This is a genomic window from Buttiauxella izardii, assembly GCF_003601925.1.
Classification (GTDB): Bacteria; Pseudomonadota; Gammaproteobacteria; order Enterobacterales; family Enterobacteriaceae; genus Buttiauxella; species Buttiauxella izardii.
The window spans coordinates 13,303-26,543 of record NZ_QZWH01000049.1 but is presented as its reverse complement, the minus strand read 5'-3'; the positions used below and the strand labels follow the sequence as shown (position 1 = coordinate 26,543).

The following is a 13,241-nucleotide window of genomic DNA, read 5'->3' as shown; positions in this document are numbered from 1 at the left end:
AATGGAATTCGCTTTTTATATTTGCGCAATCATCGCGGTCGGGACCACTCTTCGAGTGATCACCCATACCAACCCGGTGCATGCCTTGCTGTATCTGATCATCTCGCTGCTGGCGATCTCCGGGGTGTTCTTCTCCCTGGGGGCTTACTTCGCCGCAGCGCTTGAGATTATCGTTTACGCCGGTGCCATCATGGTGCTGTTCGTCTTCGTGGTCATGATGCTTAACCTTGGTGGCTCGGTTGTTGAACAAGAGCGCCAATGGCTGAAACCACAACTGTGGATTGGCCCTGGCGTTTTGTCTGCTGTCCTGCTGGCGGTGCTGGTTTACGCGATTCTGGGTCTGAATGACCAGGGAATCGACGGCACTTCCGTCAGTGCTAAACAAGTGGGTATCGCGCTGTTCGGACCTTACGTTCTGGCAGTGGAATTAGCCTCAATGCTGCTGTTGGCGGGTCTGGTTGTAGCCTTCCACCTGGGTCGTGAAGACCGTCCGGGTGAAGTGCTGAGCAATCGCCAGGCTGACCAGGCTGCGAAAAGAAAAACGGAGGAGCACGTATGATTCCGCTGCAACATGGACTAATCCTTGCTGCCATTTTGTTCGTCCTCGGGCTGACCGGGCTGGTGATTCGTCGCAACCTGCTTTTCATGCTGATTAGCCTGGAAGTGATGATCAACGCCGCGGCGCTCGCGTTCGTGGTCGCCGGGAGTTATTGGGGCCAGGCTGACGGCCAGGTGATGTATATTCTCGCGATTAGCTTAGCTGCCGCCGAAGCCAGTATTGGCCTCGCGCTGTTATTGCAGCTCCATCGTCGTCGCCAGAGCCTGAATATCGATTCAGTAAGTGAGATGCGTGGATGAACCTTCTCTGGTTAACCATTCTTTTGCCGTTTATTGGCTTTTTATTGTTGGCGTTCTCTCGTGGCCGTTGGTCAGAAAACCTTTCTGCCACGGTTGGCGTGGGCTCGATTGGCCTTACCGCGTTAGTGACGGCGATTGTCGGTGTTGATTTCTTCAACAACGGGCAACAGGCGTTCACTCAACCGCTGTGGACGTGGATGTCGGTTGGCGATTTTAATATCGGCTTCAACCTGATCCTCGACGGCTTGTCACTGACCATGCTGTCAGTGGTGACCGGCGTTGGCTTCTTGATCCACATGTACGCGTCCTGGTATATGCGTGGGGAAGAGGGCTATTCGCGCTTCTTCGCCTACACCAACCTGTTTATCGCCAGCATGGTGGTTCTGGTGCTCGGCGACAACTTGTTGCTGATGTACCTCGGTTGGGAAGGCGTGGGCCTGTGCTCGTATCTGCTGATTGGTTTCTACTACACCGATCCGAAGAACGGCGCGGCTGCCATGAAAGCCTTTGTGGTGACCCGTGTGGGCGACGTGTTCCTCGCTTTTGCACTGTTCATTCTTTACAACGAACTGGGCACGCTGAACTTCCGCGAAATGGTTGAACTGGCTCCGCAGCACTTTGCGGCGGGCAACCAGATGCTAATGTGGGCAACCCTGATGCTGTTAGGCGGTGCGGTCGGTAAATCTGCACAGTTGCCATTGCAAACATGGCTTGCGGATGCGATGGCTGGCCCAACGCCAGTTTCAGCGCTGATCCACGCAGCCACCATGGTTACTGCGGGTGTCTACCTGATTGCACGTACTCACGGTTTGTTCCTGTTAACGCCGGAAGTGCTGCATTTAGTCGGCATCGTGGGTGCGGTTACGCTGGTGATGGCAGGCTTTGCGGCACTGGTTCAAACCGATATCAAACGTGTACTCGCGTACTCGACCATGAGCCAGATTGGTTACATGTTCCTGGCACTCGGCGTGCAAGCGTGGGATGCGGCAATCTTCCACCTGATGACACACGCGTTCTTCAAAGCGCTGCTGTTCCTGTCGTCTGGTTCGGTGATTCTTGCCTGCCACCACGAACAAAACATCTTCAAAATGGGTGGCCTGCGTAAGTCCATTCCGCTGGTGTATATCTGCTTCCTGGTCGGCGGTGCCGCGTTGTCTGCGCTGCCACTCATTACTGCGGGCTTCTTCAGTAAAGATGAGATTCTGGCCGGTGCGATGGCGAATGGTCATGTGAATTTGATGGTTGCAGGTCTGGTCGGTGCGTTTATGACCTCGCTGTATACTTTCCGCATGATCTTCATCGTCTTCCACGGTAAAGAGCAGATTCACGCCCATGCGCTGAAAGGCATTACTCACCACTTACCGCTGATTGTGCTGCTGGTGCTGTCCACCTTCGTGGGCGCAATGATTGTTCCGCCATTAGCGGGCGTTCTGCCAGCCACCACTGAGCTTGCGCACGGTAGCGTGTTGACTCTTGAGATTACCTCAGGCGTTGTTGCTATCGCCGGTATCCTGATTGCCGCCTGGCTGTGGCTTGGCAAGCGCACTCTGGTTACTGCCATTGCGAACAGCGCGCCGGGCCGCTTCTTCGGCACCTGGTGGTTCCATGCCTGGGGCTTCGATTGGCTGTATGACAAAGTGTTCGTGAAGCCATTCCTGGGTATCGCCTGGTTGATTAAGAGCGACCCGCTGAACTCACTGATGAACATTCCAGCAGTGCTTTCCCGCTTCGCAGGTCGTGGCCTGCTGGTGAGCGAGAACGGTTATCTGCGCTGGTATGTGGCATCAATGAGCATCGGCGCGGTGGTTGTTCTGGGCTTGCTGCTGGTCTTGCGTTGAGTATTGTAATTTTTGAGTGAAGATCGTTTCACAATAAAAATGAATTTTAAGTAACTGTTCCTGAAGGACAGGCGTCATCGGCGAAGCCAGACTGGACACCGCCTGCGCACAGCAACCGGAGCGTACTCAAGTACGTGAGGATTGCGAGCACAGCCGGGGTTCAGTATGGCGAGCAAGATAGCCTGAGCAGGAGCAAAGATAAGGAACATACTGAGCTATGTTATTACCTTGGCTGATACTGATCCCCTTTATTGGCGGCTTCTTCTGCTGGCAGACTGAACGCTTCGGCGTAAAAGTGCCGCGTTGGATTGCGCTGGTAACGATGGGACTGACACTGGCGCTCTCGCTGCAACTGTGGTTGCAGGGTGGCTACACGCTGACGCAATCCGCAGGTTTGCCGCAGTGGCAGTCTGAATTTATCCTGCCGTGGATCCCACGCTTTGGGATTGAAATCCATTTAGCCATTGACGGTCTGTCATTGCTGATGGTGGTGCTCACCGGTCTGCTCGGCGTGCTGGCGGTACTCTGTTCCTGGAATGAAATCGAAAAATATCAGGGCTTCTTCCACCTCAACCTGATGTGGATCCTCGGTGGCGTTATCGGCGTGTTCCTTGCCATCGACATGTTCCTGTTCTTCTTCTTCTGGGAAATGATGCTGGTGCCGATGTACTTCCTGATTGCACTGTGGGGCCACAAAGCCTCCGACGGGAAGACGCGTATCACCGCTGCCACCAAGTTCTTCATCTACACCCAGGCAAGTGGCCTGGTGATGTTGATTGCGATTCTTGGCCTGGTGTTCGTGCATTACAACTCAACCGGCGTCTGGACGTTCAACTACGAGCAACTGCTGCACACTGAAATGTCGAGCAGTGTTCAATGGCTGTTGATGCTGGGCTTCTTCATTGCGTTTGCGGTGAAAATGCCAGTGGTTCCATTGCACGGTTGGCTGCCAGATGCGCACTCGCAGGCACCAACCGCGGGTTCTGTTGACCTCGCCGGTATCTTGCTGAAAACCGCGGCTTACGGCCTGCTGCGTTTCGCACTGCCGCTGTTCCCGGAAGCTTCCGCTGAATTTGCCCCAATCGCCATGTGGCTGGGTGTGATCGGTATCTTCTACGGCGCGTGGATGGCCTTCGCACAAACCGATATCAAACGCCTGATTGCTTACACTTCCGTTTCCCACATGGGCTTCGTGTTGATTGCCATTTATACCGGCAGCCAACTGGCGTACCAGGGCGCGGTGATTCAGATGATTGCTCACGGTCTGTCTGCGGCCGGTATGTTCATCATCTGTGGTCAGATTTACGAGCGTCTGCACACGCGTGATATGCGCCTGATGGGCGGCCTGTGGAACAAAATCAAATGGCTGCCAGGTTTGTCGATGTTCTTCGCAGTGGCAACACTGGGTATGCCGGGCACCGGTAACTTCGTTGGCGAATTTATGATTCTGTTCGGCAGCTTCCATGTGGTGCCGGTGATCACGATTATCTCGACCTTCGGTCTGGTGTTTGCCTCGGTTTATTCCCTGGCGATGCTGCATCGTGCTTACTTCGGGAAAGCGAAAAGTGAAATCAGTGATAAACAACTGCCAGGCATGTCGCTGCGCGAGTTCTTTATCATCCTGTTGCTGGTGGTGTTGTTAGTCCTGTTGGGCTTCTACCCGCAGCCAATTCTGGATACTTCGCATTCCGCGATGAGCAATATTCAGCAGTGGTTTACCAGTTCAATTCCAACTACAAGGCCGTAATTCGCCATGACTATAACTCCTCAACAATTGATCGCGCTGCTACCGCTGCTCGTCGTCGGATTGACGGTGGTGGTTGTGATGCTCTCCATAGCGTGGCGACGCGACCATTTTGTCAATGCAACACTGGCAGTAATCGGCCTTAACGCCGCCTTGGTTTCACTGTGGTTTGTCGGCCAGGCGGGCGCGATGGATGTCACGCCGCTGATGCGCGTTGACGGCTACGCGATGCTGTACACCGGTTTGGTTTTGCTGGCGAGCCTGGCAACCTGTACGTTTGCTTATCCGTGGTTACAGGGTTACACCGACAACCGCGAAGAGTTTTACCTGCTGGTGCTGATTGCGGCACTGGGCGGTATTCTGCTGGCAAACGCTAACCACCTGGCGGCGTTGTTCCTCGGTATCGAACTGATTTCTCTGCCGCTGTTTGGCTTGATTGGTTACGCTTTCCGCCAGAAACGCTCGCTGGAAGCCAGCATCAAGTACACTATTTTGTCTGCCGCAGCGTCTTCGTTCCTGCTGTTCGGTATGGCGCTGGTGTATGCGGAATCTGGCGACCTGTCGTTTGTGAGCCTCGGTAAGAGCCTGGCAGACAACATGCTGCACGAGCCGCTGCTGCTGGCGGGTCTGGGCCTGATGATTGTTGGCCTCGGCTTTAAACTGTCACTGGTTCCATTCCACCTGTGGACGCCAGATGTTTACCAGGGCGCACCTGCTCCGGTTTCCACTTTCCTGGCGACCGCCAGCAAAATCGCCATCTTTGGTGTGGTGATGCGTCTGTTCCTCTACGCGCCAGTCGGCGATAGCGAAGCAGTGCGTGTGGTGCTGGGCATTATCGCCTTCGCCTCGATCATCGTCGGTAACCTGATGGCGTTGAGCCAGACCAACATCAAGCGTCTGCTCGGTTACTCGTCCATCGCGCACCTCGGTTATTTGCTGGTGGCGCTGATTGCGCTGCAAAGCGGCGATATGTCGATGGAATCCGTTGGCGTTTACCTGGCCGGTTATCTGTTCAGCAGCCTCGGCGCGTTCGGTGTGGTTAGCCTGATGTCCAGCCCGTACCGTGGCCCGGATGCAGATTCACTGTACTCGTACCGTGGCCTGTTCTGGCACAAGCCGATTCTGTCGGCGGTAATGACCGTGATGATGCTGTCTCTGGCGGGTATTCCAATGACGCTGGGCTTCATCGGCAAGTTCTATATCATCGCCGTCGGCGTGCAGTCTCACCTGTGGTGGTTGACGGGCGCTGTGGTGCTGGGTAGTGCGATTGGTCTTTACTACTACCTGCGTGTGACGGTGAGTTTGTATCTGAACGCACCGCAACAGCCGGGCCGTGATGCGCCAACTAACTGGGCGTTCACAGCGGGCGGCGTGGTGGTTCTGATCTCCGCCGTGCTGGTGCTGTTGCTGGGTGTTTACCCACAACCGCTGATTACGCTGGTGCGAATGGCGACACCGATGATGTAAGTGGGTTTTGTAGGTCGGGTGGATAAGCGCAAGCGTCATCCACCATTTTGAAGGCTACTCAAATGGGTAGCCTTTTTTATTTCAATGAATTGCTACACTTAAGAAAACTTTTAGCTTCGGCAAATAAAAATGGAGTTGTATGACCACGCATCTGGTCTGGTTTCGTAATGATCTCCGTATCAATGACAATCTGGCGCTGGCGGCAGCCTGTCGTGACCCTGGCGCTCGGGTGGTGGGGCTGTTTATCGCCACACCTGAACAATGGCGGCAACACGATATGTCGCCACGCCAGGCGCAGTTTCTTCATAGCCATTTAGACGCGCTACAAGCGTCGCTGGCGGAGCGCGGCATCGAACTTTGTATCAGGCAGGTGCCTGATTTTGCCGCTTCCGTAGAATGCCTCGTGCAGTTCTGTGAGAACGAAAATATCGACGCGCTGTTTTACAACTATCAATACGAACTGAACGAACGCCAACGCGACCTTACGGTTGAACGTGGTCTCGGTAAAAAAGTGATTTGCCAGGGTTTTGATGACAGCGTTTTGCTGCCGCCTGGCAGCGTGACGACGGGTAATCACGAAATGTACAAAGTGTTTACCCCGTTCAGCAAAGCGTTTATTAAGAGGCTGCGCGAAGGCTTACCGGAATGCGTTGTGGCTCCACGTCCGCGTGGTGAGGCACTTTCAGTGATGCCAGTAGAACCGTTTGATTATCCCTGTGTGGAGATCGACTCCTCGCTGTTTCCCATCGGTGAACGGGCCGCTATCGCGAAATTACGTGAGTTTTGCCAGCATCCTGCTGCGGATTACCCCGAGCAGCGTGATTTCCCGGCGATCGAAGGCACCAGCCGTTTGTCGCCGTATCTGGCACTTGGCGTGCTTTCGCCGCGCCAGTGTTTACACCGTTTATTGAAAGAGCATCCGCAGGTACTGGACGGAGGGAGCGGAAGCGTGTGGTTAAACGAATTAATCTGGCGAGAGTTCTATCGTCATTTGCTGGTGGCGTACCCGAAACTTTGCCGCCATCAGCCGTTTATCCTATGGACAGACAACGTGCGCTGGCAACAAGATGAAGCGCTACTGGATGCGTGGCAGCAAGGGAAAACGGGGTATCCGATTGTTGATGCGGCAATGCGCCAACTGAATACGACGGGCTGGATGCATAACCGCTTGCGTATGGTTGTCGCCAGTTTTCTGGTAAAAGATCTGCTTATCGACTGGCGCGCGGGTGAACGCTACTTTATGTCACAGCTGATAGATGGCGATTTGGCGGCTAACAACGGCGGCTGGCAATGGGCAGCGTCGACAGGCACTGACGCCGCGCCTTATTTCCGTATCTTCAACCCGACCACTCAGGGTGAGCGTTTTGATGCGAAAGGGGCGTTTATACGCCAGTGGTTGCCAGAGCTTGGCGATGTGCCTGATAAATATGTTCACACCCCATGGCTGTGGGCAGATAAAGAACAATTGCCGCTGGACTATCCGCGCCCGATTGTCGAACATAAACAAGCACGTATCGCGACACTCGCCGCCTATGAAGCGGCACGTAAATCTGAAGAGAAAGAAAATGAAAAATAGTGAACTCGAACGCCTGATTAACGAGAAACTCAACAGTGCTGCGATAAGCGACTACGCACCGAACGGTTTGCAGGTCGAAGGCCGCGAAGAAATCCGCAAAATTGTCACGGGTGTGACGGCAAGCCAGGCGCTGATTGATGAAGCAATACGCCAACAGGCCGATGCGATTATTGTTCACCACGGTTATTTCTGGAAAGGTGAGTCGCCGGTGATCCGCGGCATGAAACGCAACCGCCTGAAAGCGCTGCTGGCTAACGATATCAACCTCTTTGGCTGGCATTTGCCGCTGGATGCGCATCCGCAACTGGGTAATAACGCGCAATTAGGCGCGCTGCTGGGCATTGAAACCAAAGGTGAAATTGAGCCGCTGGTGCCGTGGGGCGAGTTCCCAACACCGCTTTCTGGCGTTGAGCTGGCTTCGTGGATTGAAATGCGCCTTGGGCGCACACCATTGTGGTCTGGCGATACCGGCCCGGATCAGATTCGTCGCGTGGCCTGGTGTACTGGCGGTGGGCAAAGTTTTATTGATAGCGCAGCACGCTTTGGCGTGGATGCGTTTATTAGCGGCGAAGTTTCCGAACAAACTATTCATTCTGCGCGTGAACAAGGCCTGCATTTTTATGCGGCAGGGCATCACGCCACAGAGCGCGGCGGCATCCAGGCACTGAGTGACTGGCTGAACAGCGAAACTGATTTAGACGTCACCTTTATTGATATTCCGAACCCGGCATAACGCAAGACCGAGGAGAAAAAGTGCAAAGAGCACGGTGTTACCTGTTAGGCGAAAGCGCAGTTGTTCTCGAGCTGGAACCGCCTTTATCGTTAGAAAGTCAGCAACGTATCTGGGGATTAACCCAACGCCTGCTGGAATCGCCTGCTGTTTCGGAAGTCATTCCTGGGATGAACAACATCACCGTGGTGCTGCGCGAGCCGCAGAGCTTGGCACTGGATGGCATCGAACGGATTCAACGCTGGTGGGAAGAGAGCGAAGCCATGGTTCCTGCGTCGCGATCCGTGGAAATTCCGGTGATTTACGGCGGCATCCACGGCCCGGATTTGGCGGAAGTCGCTGAACACTGCGGCCTATCCGTAAGCCAGGTAGTGGAGCAACATTCAGCGGCGGAATACATAGTCTATTTCCTCGGCTTCCAGCCGGGCTTTGCTTATCTCGCAGGGCTTGCGCCAACGCTTGTTACCCCGCGCCGTGCGGAACCGCGTTTGATGGTTCCCGCTGGATCGGTGGGAATTGGCGGTAGTCAGACCGGAATTTATCCGCTGGCAACGCCGGGCGGCTGGCAAATCATCGGCCAGACATCATTGAAATTATTCAACCCGACCGCAGAGAAACCAACATTATTGACACCGGGTGATACCGTGCGCTTTGTGCCTCAAAAGGAGGGCGTGTGCTGAAAATTATTCGTGCTGGAATGCACATGTCAGTGCAGGACACCGGGCGCTATGGCTATCGCCAGTTGGGTGTTAGCCGTTGCGGTGCGCTTGATGCACCCGCATTACAGATTGCCAATTTGCTGGTGGGTAATTCCCCGGAAAGTGCGGCGCTGGAAATCACACTGGGCCATTGCGTCGTTGAGTTTACGCAAGATGGTTGGTTTGCCTTAACCGGTGCGGGTTGCCATGCCGAACTGGATGGCCGCGCAGTGTGGACAGGCTGGCGCTTGCCGGTGAAAGCAGGCCAGCAACTGAAGCTTAAAAACCCTGAACGCGGTATGCGTAGTTATCTTGCGGTGGCGGGTGGCCTGGATGTGCCTGAAGTTTTAGGCTCGTACAGCACCGACCTTAAAGCACAAGTCGGTGGCCTTGAAGGGCGTTTACTAAAAGATGGCGATGAAATCTCGATGTTGCCGGCAACACGCCAGTTCCGCGAAGCACGAGGCGTGAAACAGTTGTTATGGGGAAATCGTATTCGCGCACTGGCGGGGCCGGAATACCATGAATTTACGCAAACCTCACAAGATGAATTCTGGCGTTTGCCGTGGCAGTTAAGCCCGCAGAGTAACCGCATGGGCTATCGCATGCAGGGGCAACGCCTTGAGCGCACCACCGACCGCGAGCTGCTGTCCCATGGTTTATTACCTGGCGTGGTGCAGGTGCCGCACAATGGGCAGCCTATCGTGCTAATGAACGACGCCCAGACTACCGGTGGTTATCCAAGAATTGCCTGCGTGATTGAAGCCGATATGTTTAACCTCGCGCAAATCCGACTCGGCGAAGCGGTGCATTTTGTGCAATGTACGCTGGAAGAGGCGCTCAAAGCGCGTCGCGAACAGCATATCTATCTCGAGCAGCTGGCCTGGCGACTCAATAACGAAGATTGATCTTAGGGAAAAGGGATGCCAGAAGGCCCAGAAATAAGACGAGCCGCAGATAAACTTGAGGCCGCAGTTTTAGATAAACCTTTAACTGCGGCGTGGTTCGCTTTCCCTGAATTAAAAGTGTTTGAACAAGCGCTTGTGGGGCAAAAAATTGAGCGTATCGAAACGCGCGGCAAAGCGCTGCTGACGCATTTTTCTGGCGGTTTAACCCTGTATAGCCACAACCAGCTTTATGGCGTGTGGCGCGTAGTAAACGCAGGGAAAGTGCCAGAAACCACGCGAGTGTTGCGCGTGAAATTGCAGACAGCCGATAAAGCCATTTTGCTGTATAGCGCTTCGGATATTGAAATGCTCGACGCAGACGGCCTGGCGAAACATCCATTTTTGTTGCGTGTCGGGCCGGATGTTTTAGATCTCACACTGAGCGCTGAACAGGTGAAAGAGCGTTTATTGTCGACGAGATTTCGCAAGCGCCAGTTCAGCGGGCTGTTACTGGACCAGGCATTTCTGGCAGGATTAGGAAACTATCTGCGCGTTGAAATTCTTTGGGCGATGGGGTTGTTGGCGCAGCATAAAGCACAGGATTTAACGCCGGAACAGCTCGAAAACCTGTCTCACGCGCTGCTGGATATTCCGCGACATTCCTACAATACGCGTGGACACGTGGATGAAAACAGACATCACGGGGCGATTTTTAGCTTCAAAGTCTTTCATCGGGCAGGGGAGAAGTGCGAGCGCTGCGGCGGGATAATCGAGAAAACGATGCTTTCATCGAGGCCGTTTTACTGGTGCCCTGGCTGCCAGCATTAAATAATCCCGAAGAATGCGTTTATCTCACCGGGCAGAGATCGGGTATATTGGGACGCAGATCACAAAAAAATCTTACAGGAAGACGTTGCACTATGAGTTATCGTTTCGCCCTTGCTGCCGTGGCAGCCGTTCTGGCCCTCACAGGATGCACAAATTCGAAAACTGCCGAGCCGGCACCCGCTTTCGATTTCGGTTCCTCGCGAGTGACCGTGACGCATATCCCGACGAAAACCGACGATGGCACTGCAATTTACGTGACTATTGATAGCAAGGATGCCGGTACGTTGGGGACGGGAGGGAACCTTGAGGTACAACTGCCAGAAGGCAAACATAAAGTTGGCGGTTATGCCCGCACGCTGATTGGCCGCGTGACGATAGCGCCTGTTGAAGTGTCGACATCGCGCGATGTTATCAGCCATGTGACCTATTCGGTGACGAGCGGCAAACCGACGTTTATGGTCCGCGCGTCAACCCCGGTTCCGAAACCGAAGGCAGAATCGATTCCGGCAGAACCCGTTCCGGTTATGCCTAATCAAATTGAAACGCCTGCCGTAACCGAACAGACGCAGGCTGAAGCACCTGCTGCGCCAGTCGCCACGCAGGAAACGCCAACAGTCACCGAGTTGTCGCCAACGACTCCGCCGCAGACTGACACGCAAACACCGGCACCGCAGGGCGTGAGCATTACTAATTTGACGGAAAACCCGCAGGCATAGCGTCAAAAATTAAGCATAAAAAAACGCGCCATTTGGCGCGTTTTTTGTTTCCATAAACGAACTTATTTTTTCAAATCTGATTTGAAATCACGCTGCTCGTAGCCGGTATACAACTGACGTGGACGGGCAATTTTGATGCCGTCGTCGTGCATTTCGTTCCAGTGTGCAATCCAGCCCACGGTACGCGCCATCGCGAAGATCACGGTAAACATGGAAGATGGGATGCCCATCGCTTTCAGGATGATACCGGAGTAGAAGTCCACGTTCGGGTAGAGTTTCTTCTCGATGAAGTACGGGTCGTTAAGCGCAATGTGCTCAAGTTCCATCGCCACTTCCAGCAGGCTGTTATCTTTCAGATTCAGCTCTTTCAGCACTTCATGGCAGGTTTCACGCATTACAGTGGCACGCGGGTCGTAGTTTTTGTAGACGCGGTGACCGAAGCCCATCAGGCGGAAAGAGTCATTCTTGTCTTTCGCACGACGGACAAATTCAGGGATGTGCTCAACGCTGCTGATTTCTTCCAGCATTTTCAGTGCAGCTTCGTTTGCGCCGCCGTGTGCAGGTCCCCAAAGGGATGCGATACCAGCTGCGATACAGGCGAACGGGTTAGCGCCGGAAGAACCAGCGGTACGCACTGTGGAAGTGGAAGCGTTTTGTTCGTGGTCGGCGTGCAGGATCAGAATACGGTCCATTGCGCGTTCCAGAATTGGGTTCACCACGTACTCTTCGCACGGTGTGGAGAACATCATATTCAGGAAGTTACCGGCATAAGACAGGTCGTTACGTGGGTAAACGAACGGCTGGCCGATGGAATATTTGTAACACATCGCCGCCATGGTTGGCATTTTGGACAGCAGACGGAACGCGGCAATCTCGCGGTGACGTGGGTTATTCACGTCCATGGAGTCATGATAAAACGCTGCCAGAGCACCGGTCACGCCGCACATTACTGCCATCGGGTGAGAGTCACGACGGAAACCGTGGAACAAACGGGTAATTTGTTCGTGGATCATGGTGTGGCGAGTGACAGTAGTTTTGAATTCTTCGTACTGCTCCTGAGTGGGCTTTTCGCCATTCAGCAGGATGTAGCAGACTTCGAGATAATTGGAGTGTGTCGCCAGTTGATCAATCGGGAAACCACGGTGCAATAAAACACCTTCATCACCGTCGATAAAAGTGATTTTTGATTCGCATGATGCGGTAGAGGTGAAACCCGGGTCAAAAGTAAATACACCCTTAGAACCAAGACTACGGATATCAATTACATCCTGACCGAGCGTGCCTTTTAGCACATTCAGTTCCAGAGCATCATCACCATTGTAGGTGAGGGTTGCTTTTTTATCAGACATTTACGGTCTCCTTAGCGCCTTATTCATCAGACTGCGGGATGCCCGATTTGCTTTTAAACCAACCGCGACTCTCTACCAGTTTTTTATTTGGCTCTCAGCTCTGTTTGGATATCAATGTAAAGCAGGGTACAGAGCAATGGGCGCTTGCAGGTAACTCAAGTCATGCAGACGAAAAATTAGCAAATCAAGGTGTTAGCAGTCCATATCATTCAAACCTGTGTACCACTAATACTTGCCCTTATCGGCTGGGTCAATACCATCACACTGTTACATAACTTATTCTCAGGTGAAAGGCTGACCCTATAACTTTTACGAATTATACGGCTTTTCTGGCCTTGTTTGTAACAAGAATGTTTAAGTTTTGTCAAATCAGATGATTAAAATTTAAAATAATGTTGTTATCGTGATCCTGCTCACTGTTCCGGACAAAACCCTTCAAACTATATGTAGGTTAATTGTAATGAATTTGTGAAGCGCCTATACTGCCGCCAGGTCTCCGGAATACCCTGCCACCGGGAGCCACCCAGCGTTGTAGCCAGTTTTTTGGCAT

Annotated in this window: 13 protein-coding genes; 11 read left to right on the top strand and 2 right to left on the bottom strand. The window is 53.4% G+C overall.

Translation table 11 applies throughout. From position 1 onward, the window contains the following. Position 1: 1 nt before the first annotated feature. From nuoJ to D6029_RS18640, 11 genes are all read left to right on the top strand, one after another. On the top strand, positions 2 to 559 hold the full coding sequence (gene nuoJ / locus D6029_RS18690) for an NADH-quinone oxidoreductase subunit J (protein ID WP_120066224.1): 558 nt from the start codon (positions 2 to 4) through the stop codon (positions 557 to 559). Beyond that, positions 556 to 858 carry an NADH-quinone oxidoreductase subunit NuoK gene (gene nuoK / locus D6029_RS18685; RefSeq protein WP_034458791.1) on the top strand — a complete coding sequence of 101 codons (303 nt, stop codon included), beginning with the start codon at positions 556 to 558 and terminating at the stop codon, positions 856 to 858. The genes nuoJ and nuoK overlap by 4 nt, the downstream gene beginning before the upstream one ends. Beyond that, complete coding sequence (gene nuoL, locus D6029_RS18680; protein WP_120066223.1) at positions 855 to 2,696, top strand: NADH-quinone oxidoreductase subunit L; 1,842 nt, start codon at positions 855 to 857, stop codon at positions 2,694 to 2,696. Before nuoK ends, nuoL begins: the two co-directional genes overlap by 4 nt. A 217-nt stretch (positions 2,697 to 2,913) precedes the next feature. Beyond that, positions 2,914 to 4,443 (top strand): NADH-quinone oxidoreductase subunit M, encoded by a 1,530-nt coding sequence (nuoM, locus tag D6029_RS18675; RefSeq protein WP_120066222.1) that lies wholly within the window; start codon positions 2,914 to 2,916, stop codon positions 4,441 to 4,443. A 6-nt stretch (positions 4,444 to 4,449) separates the two neighbouring features. Beyond that, positions 4,450 to 5,907, top strand: a complete 1,458-nt coding sequence (gene nuoN / locus D6029_RS18670) for an NADH-quinone oxidoreductase subunit NuoN (RefSeq protein ID WP_034497210.1) — start codon at positions 4,450 to 4,452, stop codon at positions 5,905 to 5,907. Positions 5,908 to 6,046: 139 nt separating this feature from the next. Further along, positions 6,047 to 7,483, top strand: a complete 1,437-nt coding sequence (phrB, locus tag D6029_RS18665; RefSeq protein ID WP_120066221.1) for a deoxyribodipyrimidine photo-lyase — start codon at positions 6,047 to 6,049, stop codon at positions 7,481 to 7,483. Next, positions 7,473 to 8,216 carry a type 2 GTP cyclohydrolase I gene (locus tag D6029_RS18660; RefSeq protein WP_120066220.1) on the top strand — a complete coding sequence of 248 codons (744 nt, stop codon included), beginning with the start codon at positions 7,473 to 7,475 and terminating at the stop codon, positions 8,214 to 8,216. The genes phrB and D6029_RS18660 overlap by 11 nt, the downstream gene beginning before the upstream one ends. A 20-nt stretch (positions 8,217 to 8,236) precedes the next feature. After that, entirely contained in the window at positions 8,237 to 8,893 is a 657-nt protein-coding gene (gene pxpB, locus D6029_RS18655; RefSeq protein ID WP_120066219.1) for a 5-oxoprolinase subunit PxpB, read from the top strand. Continuing rightward, complete coding sequence (gene pxpC, locus D6029_RS18650; RefSeq protein ID WP_120066218.1) at positions 8,887 to 9,819, top strand: 5-oxoprolinase subunit PxpC; 933 nt, start codon at positions 8,887 to 8,889, stop codon at positions 9,817 to 9,819. Before pxpB ends, pxpC begins: the two co-directional genes overlap by 7 nt. 15 nt (positions 9,820 to 9,834) lie before the next feature. Next, positions 9,835 to 10,626, top strand: coding sequence for an endonuclease VIII (gene nei / locus D6029_RS18645; RefSeq protein WP_120066217.1), 792 nt, complete (start codon positions 9,835 to 9,837; stop codon positions 10,624 to 10,626). A 92-nt stretch (positions 10,627 to 10,718) separates the two neighbouring features. After that, a complete protein-coding gene (locus D6029_RS18640) occupies positions 10,719 to 11,342 on the top strand; it encodes a hypothetical protein (protein ID WP_244212429.1) in 624 nt (207 codons plus the stop codon). A 62-nt stretch (positions 11,343 to 11,404) separates the two neighbouring features. Here the strand turns inward: D6029_RS18640 and D6029_RS18635 are convergent, their stop codons facing one another. Then, on the bottom strand, positions 11,405 to 12,691 hold the full coding sequence (locus tag D6029_RS18635; protein ID WP_120066216.1) for a citrate synthase: 1,287 nt from the start codon (positions 12,689 to 12,691) through the stop codon (positions 11,405 to 11,407). Positions 12,692 to 12,900: 209 nt separating this feature from the next. After that, on the bottom strand, positions 12,901 to 13,059 hold the full coding sequence (locus D6029_RS22885) for a hypothetical protein (RefSeq protein ID WP_418230277.1): 159 nt from the start codon (positions 13,057 to 13,059) through the stop codon (positions 12,901 to 12,903). Positions 13,060 to 13,241 lie beyond the last annotated feature (182 nt).